This is a genomic window from Enterococcus sp. AZ119, assembly GCF_050546175.1.
Classification (GTDB): Bacteria; Bacillota; Bacilli; order Lactobacillales; family Enterococcaceae; genus Enterococcus; species Enterococcus faecalis.
The window spans coordinates 2,730,784-2,749,550 of the sequence record NZ_CP172951.1 but is presented as its reverse complement, the minus strand read 5'-3'; the positions used below and the strand labels follow the sequence as shown (position 1 = coordinate 2,749,550).

12 protein-coding genes are annotated in these 18,767 nt (G+C 41.0%); all 12 read left to right on the top strand.

Annotated elements, in window-relative coordinates; translation table 11 throughout:
* Position 1: 1 nt before the first annotated feature.
* The 12 genes from citF (at position 2) to srlA (ending at position 18,758) form a co-directional block, all read left to right on the top strand.
* Positions 2-1,534 (top strand): citrate lyase subunit alpha, encoded by a 1,533-nt coding sequence (gene citF, locus IGL37_RS13265; protein WP_033918165.1) that lies wholly within the window; start codon positions 2-4, stop codon positions 1,532-1,534.
* Positions 1,527-2,063, top strand: a complete 537-nt coding sequence (citX, locus tag IGL37_RS13260; RefSeq protein ID WP_002386428.1) for a citrate lyase holo-[acyl-carrier protein] synthase — start codon at positions 1,527-1,529, stop codon at positions 2,061-2,063. The genes citF and citX overlap by 8 nt, the downstream gene beginning before the upstream one ends.
* Positions 2,056-3,453: an oxaloacetate decarboxylase subunit alpha gene (locus IGL37_RS13255; RefSeq protein ID WP_002355994.1), complete on the top strand. Its 1,398-nt coding sequence runs from the start codon at positions 2,056-2,058 to the stop codon at positions 3,451-3,453. The genes citX and IGL37_RS13255 overlap by 8 nt, the downstream gene beginning before the upstream one ends.
* 117 nt (positions 3,454-3,570) lie before the next feature.
* The gene (locus IGL37_RS13250; RefSeq protein ID WP_002355992.1) at positions 3,571-4,743 is read left to right on the top strand and encodes an NAD(P)-dependent malic enzyme; all 1,173 of its coding nucleotides are present in this window, start codon (positions 3,571-3,573) and stop codon (positions 4,741-4,743) included.
* Between the two features lie 6 nt (positions 4,744-4,749).
* Positions 4,750-5,619 carry a triphosphoribosyl-dephospho-CoA synthase CitG gene (gene citG / locus IGL37_RS13245; RefSeq protein WP_002355991.1) on the top strand — a complete coding sequence of 290 codons (870 nt, stop codon included), beginning with the start codon at positions 4,750-4,752 and terminating at the stop codon, positions 5,617-5,619.
* 740 nt (positions 5,620-6,359) lie between these two features.
* Complete coding sequence (locus IGL37_RS13240; RefSeq protein ID WP_202583907.1) at positions 6,360-11,324, top strand: Ig-like domain-containing protein; 4,965 nt, start codon at positions 6,360-6,362, stop codon at positions 11,322-11,324.
* A 232-nt stretch (positions 11,325-11,556) separates the two neighbouring features.
* The gene (gene mnmE, locus IGL37_RS13235) at positions 11,557-12,954 is read left to right on the top strand and encodes a tRNA uridine-5-carboxymethylaminomethyl(34) synthesis GTPase MnmE (protein ID WP_002355989.1); all 1,398 of its coding nucleotides are present in this window, start codon (positions 11,557-11,559) and stop codon (positions 12,952-12,954) included.
* Positions 12,955-12,973: 19 nt separating this feature from the next.
* The gene (mnmG, locus tag IGL37_RS13230) at positions 12,974-14,872 is read left to right on the top strand and encodes a tRNA uridine-5-carboxymethylaminomethyl(34) synthesis enzyme MnmG (RefSeq protein WP_002355988.1); all 1,899 of its coding nucleotides are present in this window, start codon (positions 12,974-12,976) and stop codon (positions 14,870-14,872) included.
* Positions 14,873-15,043: 171 nt separating this feature from the next.
* The gene (locus IGL37_RS13225) at positions 15,044-15,844 is read left to right on the top strand and encodes an SDR family oxidoreductase (RefSeq protein WP_002355987.1); all 801 of its coding nucleotides are present in this window, start codon (positions 15,044-15,046) and stop codon (positions 15,842-15,844) included.
* Between the two features lie 15 nt (positions 15,845-15,859).
* Positions 15,860-17,722, top strand: a complete 1,863-nt coding sequence (locus IGL37_RS13220; protein ID WP_033918167.1) for a BglG family transcription antiterminator — start codon at positions 15,860-15,862, stop codon at positions 17,720-17,722.
* Positions 17,719-18,204 carry a transcriptional regulator GutM gene (locus IGL37_RS13215; RefSeq protein WP_002355985.1) on the top strand — a complete coding sequence of 162 codons (486 nt, stop codon included), beginning with the start codon at positions 17,719-17,721 and terminating at the stop codon, positions 18,202-18,204. The genes IGL37_RS13220 and IGL37_RS13215 overlap by 4 nt, the downstream gene beginning before the upstream one ends.
* Complete coding sequence (gene srlA, locus IGL37_RS13210) at positions 18,204-18,758, top strand: PTS glucitol/sorbitol transporter subunit IIC (protein WP_002355983.1); 555 nt, start codon at positions 18,204-18,206, stop codon at positions 18,756-18,758. The genes IGL37_RS13215 and srlA overlap by 1 nt, the downstream gene beginning before the upstream one ends.
* The last annotated feature ends 9 nt before the right edge of the window (positions 18,759-18,767 follow it).

Below are 18,767 nucleotides of genomic sequence, written 5' to 3'. Positions count from 1 at the left end.
CATGGTAGTAAATAAAGTAGGCAAAGACATTCCTCAATCTTATGCAGAGCAATACAGCATTTATGAAGGAGAATTAGCACACATTGATGCTTATCAAGAAGCGAGCCGAGCAATTAAACCAGTGAAACCTCGGGAGACAAAACTTTTAGGAAGTATTCGTGAAGCAATTGAAAAAACAGGGTTGAAAGATGGCATGACCGTCTCTTTCCATCACCATTTCCGTGAAGGAGACTATGTGATGAATTTAGTTTTAGCCGAGATTGCCGCCATGGGGCTGAAAAACATTTCGATTGCACCTAGTTCAATTGCAAATGTTCATGAACCTTTGATCGAACACATTAAAAATGGAGTAGTCACCAACATTACTTCTTCAGGTTTGAGAGATAAAGTAGGCGCCGCTATTTCAGCAGGTATCATGGAAAATCCTGTGGTGATTCGTTCACATGGTGGCCGGGCACGGGCAGTAGCAGCAGGCGATATCCATATTGATGTAGCTTTCTTAGGTGCACCAAGTTCAGACGCTTATGGAAATGCGAATGGAACCAAAGGAAAAGCTACCTGTGGTTCTCTTGGATATGCGATGGTCGATGCAAAATATGCGGATCAAGTGGTCATCATTACTGACACATTAGTACCATATCCTAATACCCCTATCAGTATTCCACAAACAGATGTTGATTATGTGGTAGAAATTGATGCAATTGGTGATCCAGATGGAATTGCCAAAGGCGCAACACGTTTTACAAAGAATCCTAAAGAATTATTGATTGCTGAATATGCCGCAAAAATAATTACACATTCTCCTTACTACAAAGAAGGCTTCTCATTCCAAACAGGAACAGGTGGCTCTTCACTAGCAGTTACGCGGTTCATGAGAGAACAAATGCTTAAAGATGGCATTAAAGCAAGTTTCGCTTTAGGCGGAATTACGAATGCAATGGTGGAACTTTTGGAAGAAGGCTTAGTAGAAAAAATTATTGACGTCCAAGACTTTGATCATCCATCAGCTATTTCTTTAGGGGAAAATGCCAATCATTATGAAATTGATGCCAATATGTATGCTTCACCGCTTAGCAAAGGGGCGGTTATTAATCAATTAGACACAGCTATTTTATCTGCTTTAGAAGTGGACACAGATTTTAATGTAAATGTCATTACTGGTTCAGATGGTGTCATCCGTGGTGCTTCTGGCGGACATTCCGATACAAGTATGGCTTGTAAAATGAGTCTAGTGATTGCACCACTTGTTCGTGGACGGATTCCAACAATCGTTGAGCAAGTAAATACAGTCGTTACACCAGGTACGAGTGTCGATGTCGTAGTAACAGAAGTTGGCATTGCAATCAATCCAAAAAGAACAGACTTAATTGATTGTTTTAAAACCTTAGATGTTCCTCAGTTTACGTTAGAAGAGTTGAAAGACAAAGCCTACAACATTGTTGGCACCCCGGAACCAATTAAATATGGAGACAAAGTTGTTGCGTTAATTGAATACCGAGATGGTAGTCTAATTGATGTGGTACGCAATGTTTAATGGGGAAAAAGTAACACTTTTAGAGATGTTGGATGCTCGCGAACAAAGAGCTGCTACACAGAAGGAGTTGTTAGAAACAGCACCAGAAGCTAGTCTCTTATCTGCCACAATGAATATTCCTGGAGAAGTAAAAAATTCGCCCACCTTAACGGCTGTTTTTTTAGAAGTAATTGACGAAGTCGAGCAACAATTGCTGGATCAAGTACCGATTGTTAATTTTTACCGGAATGAAAAGACAGGGCCTGAATATTATTTGGCGGTTTCGTTAGCCCCACAAGAATTAAAACAAAGAATGGTCAAAATTGAAGAAACACATCCTTATGGTCGTTTAGTGGACCTAGATGTTTTATGGGGAAATGAGGAGCTAAAAAGCCTTCATCGAGGAGATTTAGGCTTGCCACCACGGCGCTGTTTTATGTGCCAAGAAGAGGCGAAAGTCTGTGGACGAAATCGACGTCACAGTCTTGAAGCAATGCAAGAAAAAATAACAGAAATAATTTTGACACGAAAGGAGCAGCCAAGTGAGTAAAAAAATTCGTTTTACAGAAACGGTGCTACGGGATGGACAACAAAGTTTAATTGCAACACGGATGCCAACCTCAGATATGCTGCCGATTATTAAAACAATGGACGAGGCAGGATTTCATGCATTAGAAATGTGGGGCGGGGCAACGTTTGATTCCTGTGTCCGCTATTTAAACGAGGATCCTTGGGAACGTCTTCGCCAAATTCGCAAAGAAGTTAAAAATACCAAACTTCAAATGTTATTACGAGGACAAAATTTACTAGGATATCGTCATTACGCTGATGATGTGGTGCGGGCCTTTGTCGAAAAATCAGTTGAAAATGGGATTGATATTATTCGTATTTTCGATGCCTTGAATGATGTCCGTAATTTACAAACAGCAATTCAAACAACAAAAGAAGCTGGCGGACACTGTCAAGCAGCGATTTCTTATACCACGAGTGAAATTCATACCATCGATTACTTTGTAAAATTAGCCAAAGAATTAAGTCAAACAGGAGCGGATTCCATTTGTATTAAGGACATGGCAGGCGTTTTGACGCCACAAACTGGTTTTGAATTAGTGAGCAAAATGAAAGATGCCATTGATTTACCTTTAGAGGTGCATACGCATGCGACTAGTGGTATTTCTGAGATGACCTATTTAAAAGTTGCTGAAGCAGGTGCGGATATCATCGATACAGCTATCTCTTCTTTCGCTGGCGGTACGAGTCAACCAGCCACAGAATCTGTAGCCATTGCGTTAGAAGATTTAGGCTTTGAAACAGGTTTAAATATGGAAAAAGTAACAGAGATTGCTGACTATTTCAATCCGATTCGTGATCGCTTTAGAAGTGAAGGCATTTTAAACCCTAAAGTTAAAGATACGGAACCGAAAACCTTGATTTATCAAGTGCCTGGTGGTATGTTATCAAACTTATTAAGTCAATTAACGGAGCAAGGTTTACAAGACAAATATGAAGAAGTTTTAGCTGAAGTACCTAAAGTAAGAGCAGATTTAGGGTATCCACCACTAGTTACGCCGCTTTCACAAATGGTTGGAACACAAGCCTTAATGAATGTGATTTCTGGGGAAAGATATTCCTTAATACCGAATGAAATCAAAGATTATGTGCGCGGAGAATATGGCAAATCACCAGCACCTATCGCAGAAGAGATTAAGCAAAAAATCATTGGGGATGAAGAAGTAATTACTTGTCGACCAGCGGATTTATTGAAACCAGAGTTGCATAGTTTAGAAAAGGAAATCCAACAATACGCAAAATCTGAAGAGGATGTCCTATTATATGCGATGTTCCCGCAACAAGGAAAAGACTTTTTAGGACGTCGTGAAGATCCTTTTTACGATGTACCGTTACAGAAAGTGACAGTCAAACTTGACTTGCCAGAATAGAACGGGCAAGTGCTCCGCAAATGTATAAAGAAGCAAGGGTTTGAGCGACGATAACGGTTGTTCAAACCCTTGCTTCATCAAATAGAAAAAAGGCAGCCCGTGAAAGGAAGTGACAATGTGTTAGAAGAAATTCTAGCAATTCATCAAAAAAATATTGGTGTGCTAAGTCTTGAAGCAACAGAAGCGGTGTTAAACCATCATGATTTAGCCAAAATGTATACACCTGGTGTCGCAGAATTGAGTTTAATGATTGCTCAAAATCATGAATTAGCGCGCGAGTGGACCATTAGTGGTAAGTTAATTGCGGTTATTACAGATGGGTCAGCTGTTCTGGGTCTCGGCAATATGGGCACGCAAGCGGGCTTGCCAATTGTTGAAGGCAAAGCTTTACTTTATAAAAATTTGGCGGGGGTCGATGCTATTCCTTTAGCACTGGAACAAAAATCAGTTGACGAGATGGTTCAAACAATTGAAAATTTACAAAATAGTTTTGCAGGAATCCACTTAGAAGATATTTCTGCACCAAAATGTTTTGAAATTGAAGAAAAACTTCAACAACGTTTGAACATTCCTGTGTATCATGATGACCAAGAAGGCACTGCCATTGTCGTTTTAGCTGGGCTAATTAACGCAGCTAAAATTAAAGGAAAACCTTTAAATGAATTACGTGTGGTGATTAACGGAGTTGGAGCTTCTGGTGTAGCGACCGCTAAGTTATGTATTCAAGCGGGGATTACGCATCTCACCTTAGTAGATCGCCAAGGTGTTTTAAGAGAAGAAGACCCGACATTGAATCCTTACCAACGTGCTTTGCTTCGACAGGTAATAAAACCATCAGTAGAAAACAAAGATTTAGCCACCGCTGTCGTCAATCAGGATGTTTTTTTAGGCTTATCAGAAGCGGATGTGCTAACGCCAGCCCTGATTAAATCAATGAACCAAGACCCAATTATCTTTGCTTTAGCAAATCCTAAACCAGAAATTGAACCAGACCTCGCCCAAGCCAATGGCGTCCGTTTATTAGCAACTGGTTCTTCCAAATATCCGAATCAAGTGAACAACATTTTAGCTTTTCCAGGTCTTTTTAAAGGGTTATTGGCAGCGAAAGGCAGAAAAGTCGATGTCGGTTTGCAAATGACAGTAGCACGAAGCTTGGCCGCTATGATTTCAGAACCCACAGCAGAAAAATTTATACCTAATGTATTTGATGGCGGCGTAGTTGACACGGTTTTTAATGCTGTACTAGACTATATAAAACAAGAAAAGACCACGGCAGAAGAAGGGACGTAAAAGGCAATGACAAAGCAAGCAAGGAGTAAATTAGCGCAGCAAGCACAATTGGCACTACTCTATGAAGTGACCTGTTTAAATAAACCAGGCTTGGTGGATCCAGTCGATGCAGGCGCCCATCAAGATATGGATGTTTTCACTTTTTTAGAAAGTAGTGTGGTTTTGACTCCTTATTTTGAAACCTTCGTTCAAGCTGGGACAGAGCTACGTCATTTGCCGATTGAGGCAACATTTCGCGCGATTCGACAAGTTGGTTTAGAAGCAGAACGAGCAATGTTTGAGGCAACAGAAGGTATCAATACACATAAAGGAGCGATTTTTTCTCTAGGTATTTTTTTAGCTATCTGTGGTCGTTTAATGATTTGGGAGACCCCTTGCACCTTACAATTGTTTCAACAAACGCTTCAAACAATGACGCAAGACTTATTGGCTGACTTTGAAAACCTCGCTACGAATGAGCTAGAAAAACTAACTTGGGGTGAACGACTATTTGTTCAGCATGGCTTGACTGGAATCCGTGGTGAGGCGCAACAAGGTTATCCCGCTGTCTTTGAACAGGGAGTGCCTTATTATCAAAAACATCAAGGCACACAACAACAAAAACTCATTGATACGCTCCTTTATTTATCGCTCTATGTTGAGGATACGAATTTGATTAAACGAAGTCAAAATGTCCAAATTTTTGAAATATATCAACCGTTAATCCAGGAATATTTTGCTTTAGGGGGGACACAAACGTTACGGGGAACCCTTTGCTTAGAAAGATTGAATCACTTATTCAAAGAAAAAAATTGGAGTATTGGTGGCAGTGCAGATGCTTTAATTTTGGTGGTGTTTTTAGATAAACTAATGAAATTAAATTGGCTGACCCCTTAATTAAAAAGATAGTTACAACGCTGATTTGGTCAGTTATTTTGACCTTATATGCCTATGGAAAGGTCTCAAGAGAATTCAAGAAAGCGATTGACAAATACCACGAAACACAGTATATTTTATTACGAAATCATTCTTATCAGAGTATACAAATACGATGATAAACAGTTGAAGCGAATCTTGATTTGCTTTTCCTAAACCTGATTCTTTTAGAATCAGGTTTTTGTTTATCTAAAAGGCGGCATTCGTTCAAAAACGGCTGTCGCCTTTTTTTATGAAATTTTTTTAATATAAAAAATTTCATAAAAAAATCTTAAAAACAGAAAAAATTGTTATAGATTAGAGTCATTTTTTTGATGTAAAGTTTTTATGACTTACAGCCATAAAATTGATAAAAACAGTCAAAGAAGCAGAAAAAATAATAGTGGAATTTCTCAAAAAAATAAAAAAATTTTCCGTTATTTAATTATCGATTTATCAAACGATAAGTTATAATAAAATAATTTATTTATCTTTAATGATTGAGGAGAAATGTATAAACTTCCTCATTTTCCTCTCATTGTATAATAACTCACTAATGAATTAGTGAGTTTTTTAACATATCCAGGATGTTTGTTATCAAATGAATTTTTATATAAAAATTCACAGCATTATATTTTGAAAAGCTGAGGAAATGTACTAAACTGCAGGTGTTAAATCCATTTAAATCGCTAAAGGGGGAGATGAACAACTAGGGGAAGCTAATGATCTTGGTATTTATCGTTTATTTTAAAGAAAAGAGGGACGATCAGATGAAAAAGAAAATTGTTGAGGATTTTAATCGGAAAAGTCAGCATAAAAAATGGACAAAACGCAAGATGCTTAATTTAGCAATATCAAGTGGTTTATTATTTACGTCATTAGCAATCCCTGTAAGTATAGCTGTTACCTCTGGCACAATCAGTGCATCAGCAGCGGTCTTGGATATCGAACTATTATCAAATGTTACGTCAAATAATGACAGTGGCACTTCAACGAGTAATCGTTGGACAGCCGCAAACCAAAATCAACCAGTTAATTTCACGGTTTCTGGTGGCGCTTTAGCAGATGCTTCCGCTGTGTTTAGTGGACAAAAACAAGCGGTGTTAGTGGTTCCTCCTGAGTTAAGAGGAAATGTAGCTGCAGCAGGCAGCGCAGCAATCAATACCAACGTTACGATTGATCTTTCAAAAGTTACTTTTTTGACTGCCGTTTTGAATGCAGCCAATGATTTAACCAATGTGATTACTCAAATTACCAGTGGAGCGTTAGGGAATTTAACTGGTGTTGATATTGATTTGACGGAAGTGAATCGTCAATTGGAATTAGTGAATAACATTGAAAACTTAGGTGCTGCTTCATTTACAGCTCCGGAAACGTTAGCAGCTGACGGCTCATACATTAGCGCACCAATTAGTGATGGTTTAGGGTTAGTTTTAGCCCAAAATGTTTCAAACATCTTACAAGATTTGAATGCGGCAGTTCAAGCTTTGGAGGCAAAAGGAACCAGTATCCCAAGTAATCTTGTCGCCACAGCCATAAATGCAGCCTTGCTTCCTGTCAAAGGCACGGTAAACGTGGCTGTTTCAGGTGCTTTGCCTTTATTAGCGGTTGGTGGTTCAGGTGTGAATGAGTTAGTGGATGCTTCTTTACTAGGCGCAACTACGGTTACTTTACCAACTACCGTTTCAACACCTCAAAATTTATCCAATAATTTAGATGCTCGTTTTGTAGGAACAGTCGTTCAAACAGATCTTTTAGACGTTAATTTATTAGCAACAGCAGACGGTGTATCCAACATTTATTTTGCTGCAGGTACTACTAGTGAAGTAACCGCACCTACCGTAACAGGAGTAACAGGCAATTCAACGGCAGGTTACGAAGTTAAAGGAACTGCCGATGCCAATGCCACGGTTGAAATCCGAAATGCAGGAGGTGCCGTGATAGGTACAGGTACTGCTGATGGGACAGGGGCATTTACAGTTACCATTCCCGCAGGTGAAGCAGGTGCGAATGAAACGTTAACCGCCGTAGCGAAAAACGCCAGCGGCACAGAAAGTACGCCAACAACGTTCCAAACACCAGCGGATGAGACAACCGTAACCGCACCAACAATCACAGGAGTGACAGGTAATTCAACGGCAGGTTACGAGGTCAAAGGCACCGCCGACGCCAATGCCACGGTTGAAATCCGAAATGCAGGAGGTGCCGTGATAGGTACAGGTACTGCTAATGGGACAGGGGCATTTACAGCTACCATTCCCGCAGGTGAAGCAGGCGCCAATGAAACATTGACCGCCGTAGCGAAAAACGCCAGCGGTACAGAAAGTACGCCAACAACGTTCCAAACACCAGCGGATGAAGCAACCGTAACCGCACCAACAATCACAGGAGTGACAGGTAATTCAACGGCAGGTTACGAGGTCAAAGGCACCGCTGATGCCAATGCCACGGTTGAAATCCTAAATGCAGGAGGCACCGTAATAGGTACAGGTACCGCCGATGGGACAGGGGCATTTACAGTTACCATTCCCGCAGGTGAAGCAGGTGCTAATGAAACGTTAACCGCCGTAGCGAAAAACGCCAGCGGCACAGAAAGTACGCCAACAACGTTCCAAACGCCAGCGGATCCTAATACACCCGTAGCGACGCCAATTGTTGAGACTGTAACAGGTAGTACAACAAAAGGCTATGAGGTCAAAGGGACTGCTGAAGTTGGCACCACCATTGAGGTTCGCGATGCAGCTGGCACGGTCCTTGGTACTGCAACAACTGGAACTGACGGAAAATATACAGTGACTTTAGATCCAGGAACAGCAACAGCAAATCAAACGCTGAGCGTTGTAGCGAAAAACGCTAGTGGCACGGAAAGTCAACCAGCAACGGCGACAACACCAGCTGATGTCACTGCACCAACAGTTGATAACATCACAGGCAACTCTGGTTCGGGTTATGAAATTACAGGAACAGCAGACCCTAACACAACAATCGAAGTTCGTGATCCATCTGGGGCAGTCATTGGCACAGGTACCTCTGATGCGAATGGTGATTTTACTGTAACGCTACCAACGGGAACGACCAATCCTGGGGATACGTTAACAGTGATTGGAAAGGATAACGCGGGAAATGAAAGTCAACCGACTGAAGTCCTTGTTCCTGCTGATGCCACGGTTACAGCACCAACTGTAACAGGAGTAACAGGTAATTCAGTTGCTGGTTATCAGGTGACAGGCACCGCTGATCCGAATGCTACCATCGAAATTCGTGATGCAGATGGGAACGTGATTGCAACAGGGACTGCCGATGGGACTGGTTCCTTTGCCGTGAACCTTCCAGCTGGGACGGCAAATGCGAATGAAACATTGACAGCGTTAGCCAAAGATCCTGCTGGCAATACAAGTACACCGACAACCTTCCAAACACCAGCAGATGAAGTAGTGGCACCGCCAAGTGTCGACAAAGTTACTGGGAATACAACACAAGGATATCAAGTGACAGGTACCGCTGAACTTGGCACCACCATTGAAGTTCGTGCAACAGACGGAACAGTTTTAGGCACCGCAATAACTGGACCGACTGGCCAATATACTGTGACGTTAGCTTCAGGAAAAGCAACAGCTAAACAAACAGTGAATGTAGTTGCTAAAAATGATACTGGACTTGAGAGTCAACCAACTACAGCTATGACACCCGCTGATGTTACCACACCAACAATTGGTGACATTACTGGAGATTCAACAACTGGTTATGAAATCACTGGGACGGCGGACCCTAATACCACCATTGAAGTGCGGAACCCAGATGGAACAATTATTGGTACAACGACAACGGATGATCAAGGAAACTTTACTGTGGACCTTCCAGCGGGAGCCGCTAATCCTGGTGATACATTAACAGTTGTTGGAAAAGACGGTGACGGCAATGAAAGTCAACCAACGGAAGTGACGGTCCCTGAAGATGCAACCGTAGCAGCACCAACTGTGACGACTGTTACAGGAACAACTGCCACTGGGTATCAAGTAACCGGCACGGCAGAGCCAAATGTCACCATTGAGATTCACAATGAAGCAGGTTTAGTTATTGCTACGGGAACGACTGATGGTGCTGGCGCCTTTACAATCACTCTTCCGACGGGCACAGCAACAGCTAACGAAGCCTTAACTGCCATTGCGAAAGATGCTGCTGGGAAAGAAAGTAATCCGACTGCTTTCAAAACACCTGCTGATCCAGATGCACCAGTCGCGACACCTACTGTTGACAAAATCACTGGTAGCACGACAAACGGCTATCAAGTAGTAGGAGCAGCAGAAGTTGGTACAACAGTTGAGGTGCGTGACGCCGATGGCACAGTCCTTGGCGTGGCAACTACTGGAACTGATGGCAAATACACAGTGACTTTAGAGCCAGGGAAGGCCTCAGCTAACGAAACAATAACTGTCGTAGCGAAAAATGCAACAGGAAAAGAAAGTCAGCCGGCTACAGCAACTACACCAGCCGACTTAGCCACACCAACCATTGATTCTATTACCGGAAATTCTAGTAAAGGTTACGAAATCACTGGAACGGCGGAGCCCAAAACCACTATTGATGTCCGTGACGCAGACGGAACCATCATTGCTGCTACCACTGCTAACGAAACCGGCCAATATACGGTGACTCTACCAGCTGGCGTAGTGACACCAGGAGAAACGATTACGATTATTAGCAAAGATGGCGCTGGCAATGAAAGTCAACCAGCTACAGCCGTTATTCCAGCGGATGTTGTTTTAGCGGCGCCAACTATTACGAAGGTTGAAGGAAACAAAGCCAATGGCTATACAGTCACTGGAACTGCTGATCCAAATGTCACGGTTCAATTTTACAATAGCAGTGAACAATTATTGGCAAGTGGCAATACAACTACTGGAGGTACCTTCTCCGTTCATATTGCAGCAGGGTTAGCAACAGAAAAAGAAACGTTAACCGCACTAACAACAGATACACAAGGAAATGTGAGTCCTAAAACCACATTTATGACGCCAGCCGATATTACGGGAGAACCAGAAATTAAAATTGCGGCACCAACTGTTTCTTCAGTTTTAGGAACGTCTAAAGCCGGCTACCTCATCAAAGGAACAGCTGAACCAAACCGAATCATTCAAATTAGTAACCGACTATTAAGAAGTGTGATTGCTGTAGGTGCCACCGATGCTGAAGGCAACTTCGCTATCCAATTAACAGCGGGACAAGCGACTGCTCAACAAAGTTTACTTGCGACAGCTACCGATGGCGCAGGACATTACAGTACGGCTACAACCTTCATGACACCAACCGACCCAACGAATCCTGGAGGAGGCAATGGTAACACTGGCGGAAATAACGGCAATACAGGCGGCAATACAGGAAACAATGGCGCAACTGGCGGGAATAATGGGAATGGTTCAAACACAGGTTCAAATCCAAATGGAGGTTCTGGTTTAGGCACAACAGGTTCTGGCTTAGGTTCACTAGGCAATGGCCTCGGTACAAATGGTAGTGGCTACCACCCTAAACTAAGCACCATCAGTTATGGCACTGGAAATCACGGGAAAACAGGCTTCTTACCTAGCACAGGTGAAAAAGAGTCTTCAGCCGTGACAACAAGTTTGTTTGGCGCCTTTGTCGCACTCCTTGCGAGCATGGGAATCATCAAACGCAAACGTAAAAACTAGCTCTCTCCTTTAATTCCTATAGATGAGAAAACGTATTGTTGAGAATTCCCCACTCAATGATACGTTTTCTCGTTCCATTTAATGAAGAAAAATTGCCAAATAGAATAAAATGTGCTATTCTATTTTCAGAAAATCGAAGGAACAAGCAGTGAAAGTGCTAAATCCAACCTGAATTTTTTAATGCAGGAGGAGTGGGCGCTTTTTTTGTTGTTATGAAGAAAGGAAGCTAATTATGCAATCAGCTACAATGGAATTTGATACAATTGCGGCGATTTCTACGCCGCCAGGTGAAGGTGCGATTAGTATTGTTCGTTTAAGTGGCGAGCAAGCAGTTGCTATTGCAAACAAAGTTTATCGGTCAGGCACTAAAGATTTAGCTAAAGTCCCCACGCACACGATTCATTATGGTCATATTGTTGATCCGCAAAACGATCAATTGATTGATGAAGTCATGCTTTCTGTGATGCGGGCACCGAAAACATTTACAAGAGAAGACGTGGTAGAAATTAACTGTCATGGCGGCATTGTCGTGGTGAACCAACTACTGCAATTACTGTTACGTGAAGGCGCACGAATGGCCGAACCTGGGGAATTTACAAAACGTGCTTTTCTAAATGGCCGAATGGATCTTTCACAAGCAGAAGCAGTGATGGACTTAATCCGTGCTAAAACAGATAAAGCGATGAATGTTGCATTGAATCAATTGGATGGTAACTTGTCGGCGTTAATTCGTTCATTAAGACAAGAAATTTTAAATACTTTAGCACAAGTAGAAGTTAATATCGATTATCCAGAGTATGATGATGTCGAAGAATTAACCACGAAATTACTTTTAGAAAAAGCCGAATTTGTGAAAGCGCAGATTCAACAATTATTAACGACCGCTAAACAAGGAAAAATTTTGCGAGAAGGTCTAAGTACAGCAATTATTGGCCGACCAAATGTCGGGAAATCCAGTTTGTTAAACCATCTGTTACGAGAAGAAAAAGCCATCGTTACAGATATTGCTGGAACGACACGTGATGTCATTGAAGAATACGTTAACGTTCGCGGCGTTCCTTTAAAATTAATTGATACAGCGGGGATTCGCGAAACAGAAGACATTGTGGAACGAATTGGTGTCGAACGTAGCCGCAAAGCGTTAGCAGATTCGGATTTAATTTTGTTAGTCTTAAATCAAAGCGAAGAATTGACAGAGGAAGATCGTCAACTGTTGGAAGCAACGAAAGGCTTAAAACGCGTTATTCTTTTAAATAAAATGGACTTACCGACAAAACTGGATCCTAACGAATTACAAGAATTAGTCCCTGCAGAAGAAATTTTATCCGTTTCGGTGTTGTCAAACACAGGCTTAGACCAGTTAGAAGCGAAAATTGCTGATCTTTTCTTTGGCGGCCAAACAGGCGAAAAAGATGCTACCTATATTTCTAATACACGTCATATTGCTTTGCTGGATCAAGCAGCGCTTTCGTTACAAGAAGTGATTAACGGCATCGAAGCAGGTATGCCAGTCGATTTAGTTCAAATTGATATGACCCGTTGTTGGGATTATTTAGGGGAAATCGTCGGCGATAGTGTCCAAGATGAATTAATTACACAGTTATTTAGTCAATTTTGTTTAGGAAAATAAGACAAGAGAGGAATTTTTTATGAATCAATATCAAGCAGAATCATATGATGTTATTGTCGTCGGTGCTGGACATGCTGGCTCTGAAGCAGCCTTAGCAGCCGCACGAATGGGCGTTAAAACGTTACTTTTAACAATTAATTTAGATATGGTTGCTTTTATGCCATGTAACCCTTCTGTTGGTGGACCTGCCAAAGGAGTCGTTGTCCGAGAAATCGATGCATTAGGCGGCGAAATGGGTAAAAACATTGATAAAACCTACATCCAAATGCGGATGCTAAATACTGGTAAAGGTCCAGCAGTGCGTGCGCTGCGCGCGCAAGCTGACAAACATGCCTATGCGACAGAAATGAAACATACCATTGAAAAAGAAGAAAATTTAACCCTTCGTCAAGGGATTGTTGAAGAATTAATCGTGGAAGATGGCGTTTGTCGTGGTGTTGTAACTTCAACAGGTGCCGCATACCGTAGTCAAGCAGTGGTGATTACTGCCGGTACTGCCTTGCGTGGCGAAATTATTATTGGTGAATTAAAATATTCATCAGGACCAAACAATTCACAACCTTCCGTTGGTTTAGCCAATCATTTAAAAGAATTAGGTTTAGAAATCGATCGCTTTAAAACAGGAACGCCGCCGCGAGTAAAATCAAGTACGATTGATTATTCTGTGACAGAGGAACAACCAGGCGATAAAGAACCCAACCATTTTAGTTACAGCACGCCAGATAGTGCCTACAATCAAAACCAAGAACCTTGTTGGTTAACTTATACGAATGAAACAACACATGAAATTATTCAAAAAAATCTACACCGCGCCCCAATGTTTACTGGGATTGTTGAAGGTGTGGGCGCTCGGTATTGCCCATCCATCGAGGACAAAATTGTTCGTTTTGCAGACAAACCAAGACACCAATTGTTCTTGGAACCAGAAGGGTTGAATACCGAAGAAGTTTACGTCCAAGGCTTATCTACTTCTTTACCAGAAGATGTCCAAACAGAAATGCTTCATTCTATTGAAGGATTAGAAAAAGTAGAAATGATGCGTACAGGTTACGCCATTGAATACGATGTGGTAGTCCCTCACCAATTACGCCCAACATTAGAAACAAAGGTCATTGAGAATCTTTATACAGCAGGTCAAACGAACGGAACTAGTGGCTACGAAGAAGCTGCTGGTCAAGGCTTGATGGCAGGAATTAATGCTGCATTGAAAATTCAAGGCAAAGAGCCTCTTGTTTTAAAACGTAGTGATGGCTATATTGGCGTCATGATTGACGATTTAGTTACAAAAGGCACTAACGAACCTTATCGCTTATTAACGTCACGTGCGGAGTATCGTTTGATTTTACGACATGACAATGCGGACTTACGTTTAACAGAAATGGGTCATGAAATTGGCTTAGTCAAAGAAGAACAATATGCCGCCTATCTAGTCAAAAAAGCGGCTGTTGAAGCGGAAATTGCCCGCTTAGGCAAACATCGGATTAAACCAACCAAAGAAGTGCAAGCATTTTTGGAAACCAAAGGCGCTGCTGGCTTAAAAGATGGTATTTTAGCTAGAGATTTTCTGAAACGCCCAGAAATCAGTTATCAAGAAGTCGCTCAATTTATTCCCGCACCTGAAGAGGCGCTCGATCCAAAAGTGATTGAACAAGTAGAAATTCAAATCAAGTACGAAGGCTACATTAAAAAAGCCATGGAAAAAGTTGAGAAACTAAAACGCATGGAAGCAAAACGCATTCCAGAAAACATCGATTACCAAGCGATTAACGGCTTGGCGACAGAAGCAAAACAAAAACTACAAAAAATCCAACCAGAAACGATTGCCCAAGCAAGCCGTATCAGCGGTGTGAACCCCGCTGACATTAGCATTTTGATGGTCTACATCGAACAAGGAAAAATCGCGAAAGTGCAAGGATAATAAAAATTTGAAGCAGTTGCTTCTTCACGGATGATTGATTGTGAAGAAGCAACTGCTTTTTTGTTTTGAATTAGTCTACTTTTTTTTCTAAACTGCAAAAAAAGACTGTCTTAAATAATTTCACAAACTGACCTATACTGAAAGCGCAAACAAATGATAGGAGTGGAACAAATGACAGATTGGTTAGGAATTAAAGGAAAAGTAGTGATTGTTACAGGAGGCTCATCTGGTATTGGTCGCAGCATTGTTGAAAGCTTGCTAGCGCAAGAGGTCTATGTCGCTAATTTTGATATTTCAGCATCAGAAACGCAACATGAGCATTTACTCTTTGTGAAAGTCGATGTAACTTCTCGAGCAGAAGTAGAAGCTGGTGTCGCTCAAGTGGTGGAAAAATTTGGAACCGTAGATGGCCTAGTAAATAATGCCGGAATCAATATTCCTCGTCTATTGGTGGATAAAAATCATCCTCATGGGCCTTATGAATTATCGGATGAGGTATTCGACAAAATTGTAGCCATCAATCAAAAAGGGCTCTACCTAATGAGCCAAGCAGTGGGCCGGATTCTTGTACAAAAACAAGCAGGTGTCATTATTAATATGTCTTCAGAAGCTGGATTAGAAGGATCCGAAGGGCAAAGCGCCTACGCTGCAACGAAAGCAGCGGTCAGCAGTTATACACGTTCATGGGCTAAAGAGTTAGGAAAATCAAACGTCCGTGTCGTGGGGATTGCGCCAGGTATTATGGAAGAAACGGGCTTGCGCACTTTAGCATACGAAGAAGCATTGGCTTATACACGAAATATTTCTGTTGAGCAATTGCGAGCAGGTTATTCAAAAACAAGTACGATTCCATTAGGTCGTAGCGGAAAACTCCATGAAGTCGCTGACTTAGTATGCTATTATTTATCAGACCGTTCAAGCTATATTACAGGCATCACCACAAACGTAGCTGGAGGTAAAACAAGAGGATAGAGGTGGGAAAACTAAATGACGCTAGTAAATAGATGGTACCAAGTAATAAAATTACTAGTTGATCACAAAGGAATGAGCTTACAGGAATTGCAAGAGAAATTAGCCGCAAGTCCTCAAACAGTTCGTAAAAACATTGATACATTGAATGATGAATTAATCGGTATCGCCCAAATTATTCAGAAGGAAAATCTCTTTCAGTTAGAAATCAATAACTTTGAAGGTTTTGAAGAGGTTTTGTCTGGACGGCTAAAAAGGGAATCTGATTTTAATTCTTCAAGCAAGCGTGTTTCCTACATTATCAAACGATTAATAGAAGAAGATCAATTTATTTCAACTTATGATTTATCCGAAGAACTCGCCGTTAGTCGCGGCACAGTTAATAAAGACATTAAGCGCATGAAAGAGCTGATTGCTCCTTGGCAGGTTGCGGTTGTAGGTACGCCAAACCGTGGCATTCATTTAGAAGGAAAAGAGTTTGATTTACGCTTACTTCATGTGAATTACGTCCAAGAATATTTTGAAGAACAGTTTCTTCATGAAACTACCAAACAAATGATACAAAAAATAATCAAAGAAACAAGACTAGCGAAACAAGATAGTTTTCTTTTACGAAGAGTGGTTTCAATTGTTTTGCAGCGTGTTTTAGCTGGAAAACTCATTACGGAACTACCACCAGAATATGTTGATTATGTTCGTCATAACGAGCAGATTGAAGAACTGATGTATCACTTGGAAATAACCTATAATGTAACGTTAAGCCAATGGGAACGTTCCTTTATCAGCTTTCCTTTTAACATCAACACAAACCATATTCGTAATTCTTTATTGGCTGATGAAGGACTCTTAGCTGACTATTTTCAAAAAATGATGAAAAAAATTCATCATTCAGTTGTTGTTGAATTTGATGAGGACTTCTTGTTTTCAGAAATGAAAGATCATTTAAGCAACGTGATGAATCGACTCGTTTTTCATGTGGAATGTCACGATTTATTTTACGGAGAAATTGAACGACAATATCCTTTGGCCTATGAATTAGCCAAGATTGGCTTGCAAGAATTGGGCCGTTTGTTAAATCGTTGTGTGCCGACGGTTGAATTTGGGTATCTCGCTTTGTATTTTGAGCTAGCATTGAGAGGGAACTATGAAGCGGGAGCCAAAAAAGAAATCGCTGTAATCTGCAGTACAGGTCATGGAACGGCCTTGATTATTCAGCGGCAATTGGAAAAAGTTTTGGGTCCAGACGTCCAGATTGCCCATTTTTCTGAAGAAGAGGCAGAGAGAAGAGAATTGAATCAATATTTTGCTATTTTTACAACCATTCCCTTAAAAAATATTCGACCACAAACACCGATGATCCATTTAACTAATTTATTTAACGATACTTGGCTCAGAAATGAGTGGCAGAGAGCAAAAGAAATTCGTTCCGTGGAATCTCAAAATATTCATATGACCTATCAATTATTAGAGAATACTCAAGGTTACCGAGCGAATATCCAGAAAATGATTGCTGATTTAGAAGCAGAAAAATTAGTAGATCCCCAATTTATCGAACGAATTTTTACTAGAGAAGATCAACAAACAACTATTTTTGAATCGGGGATTGCCTTTCCCCATACAATTAATCAAGCCTTACCAACGATTATTTTATCGATTGGGGTTTTTGAAGAATCACTGGTTACACCAGAAGGTAAAGTTGATGTTATTTTGCTGTTGGGTATTCCAGAAGAGCTGACGGCCACTGTTGAAGCAGAGTTACTACAACTATATGACCGCTTGTTTACAATCGCAGGAGACGAACGTTTACGTAATGAGTTACGGAAGCAACGAGATGTTTTAGCGGTTAAAGAGTGGATGCAAAGGAAGGGGATTATCATATGAGTTTTATCTACGTATTCGGGGCGCTTTTTTTAACAGCTTACTTCGTTCAGATAGCTATGGGAATGAAACAGATTAAACACTTTAATCAAAACTACCAAGAATTGCGACAATTAGGGAAAGTCGCGATTGGTCGACGTGCAGGGAAGTTAAAAGCAGGCACGATTATCTTGTTTGCTGTGGATTCGCAAGGGAAAATCTTAGCCGCTAGAAAGATGCAAGGTGTCACCGTTCTAGCTAAATTTCATCCCTTACCTCAGTACGTGAACGAGGATATTCATTATATGGATCATTACCATCCACTCGTACAAAAGGAAAATAAATTAACCCAACAAGCGATGGAAAATGCACGAGAAATTTACTTACGTGTTGAGCTTGGCAATTATCAAGAAACACAACCATTAACGCCGCTTAATGGAGCCAAAATTCAATGGCAATTATGGAAAAATAAAGTACAAACAAAATTGAAAGGAAGTGTCGAGTAATGTCTTATATTACAAAATTTGCGGAAGGATTTATGCACCTTTTCCAAACAGGAGCAGAAACATTTATTTCTTGGATGACAGGCATCGTACCTGTTGTTTTGATGTTAATGGTAGCTATGAATACTTTAATTGCTTTTCTAGGAGAAGAAAGAGTAACCAAAGTAGCCAAACTTTCTGCCAAAAATCCTGTTACGCGGTATTTAGTGCTGCCTTTTTTATCCGCTTTTATGTTAGGCAATCCAATGTCCTTTACGATGGCACGATTTTTACCAGAATACTATAAACCTAGCTATTATGCTGCACAAGCGCAATTTTGTCATACCAGTAATGGGGTTTTCCCTCATATTAATCCTGGTGAATTGTTCGTTTGGTTAGGGATTGCGCAAGGGATTGATACGTTAGGACTAAATTCGATGGACCTAGCGATTCGCTATATGTTTGTAGGGATATTAATGAATTTTATTGGCGGTTGGGTTACCGATTTCACTACCGCCTATGTTTGCAAACAACAAGGAATTACCCTTAGTAAAACAGTAGAGATTGCTGTGGATTAGAAAGGAGCA

Bases quoted from the DNA above. Each gene is read 5' to 3' on its own strand.
- citF (WP_033918165.1), top strand. From the start codon at position 2: ATGGTAGTAAATAAAGTAGGCAAAGACATTCCTCAATCTTATGCAGAG.
- citX (WP_002386428.1), top strand. From the start codon at position 1,527: ATGTTTAATGGGGAAAAAGTAACACTTTTAGAGATGTTGGATGCTCGC.
- citG (WP_002355991.1), top strand. From the start codon at position 4,750: ATGACAAAGCAAGCAAGGAGTAAATTAGCGCAGCAAGCACAATTGGCA.
- IGL37_RS13240 (WP_202583907.1), top strand. From the start codon at position 6,360: ATGATCTTGGTATTTATCGTTTATTTTAAAGAAAAGAGGGACGATCAG.
- mnmE (WP_002355989.1), top strand. From the start codon at position 11,557: ATGCAATCAGCTACAATGGAATTTGATACAATTGCGGCGATTTCTACG.
- mnmG (WP_002355988.1), top strand. From the start codon at position 12,974: ATGAATCAATATCAAGCAGAATCATATGATGTTATTGTCGTCGGTGCT.
- IGL37_RS13225 (WP_002355987.1), top strand. From the start codon at position 15,044: ATGACAGATTGGTTAGGAATTAAAGGAAAAGTAGTGATTGTTACAGGA.
- IGL37_RS13220 (WP_033918167.1), top strand. From the start codon at position 15,860: ATGACGCTAGTAAATAGATGGTACCAAGTAATAAAATTACTAGTTGAT.
- IGL37_RS13215 (WP_002355985.1), top strand. From the start codon at position 17,719: ATGAGTTTTATCTACGTATTCGGGGCGCTTTTTTTAACAGCTTACTTC.
- srlA (WP_002355983.1), top strand. From the start codon at position 18,204: ATGTCTTATATTACAAAATTTGCGGAAGGATTTATGCACCTTTTCCAA.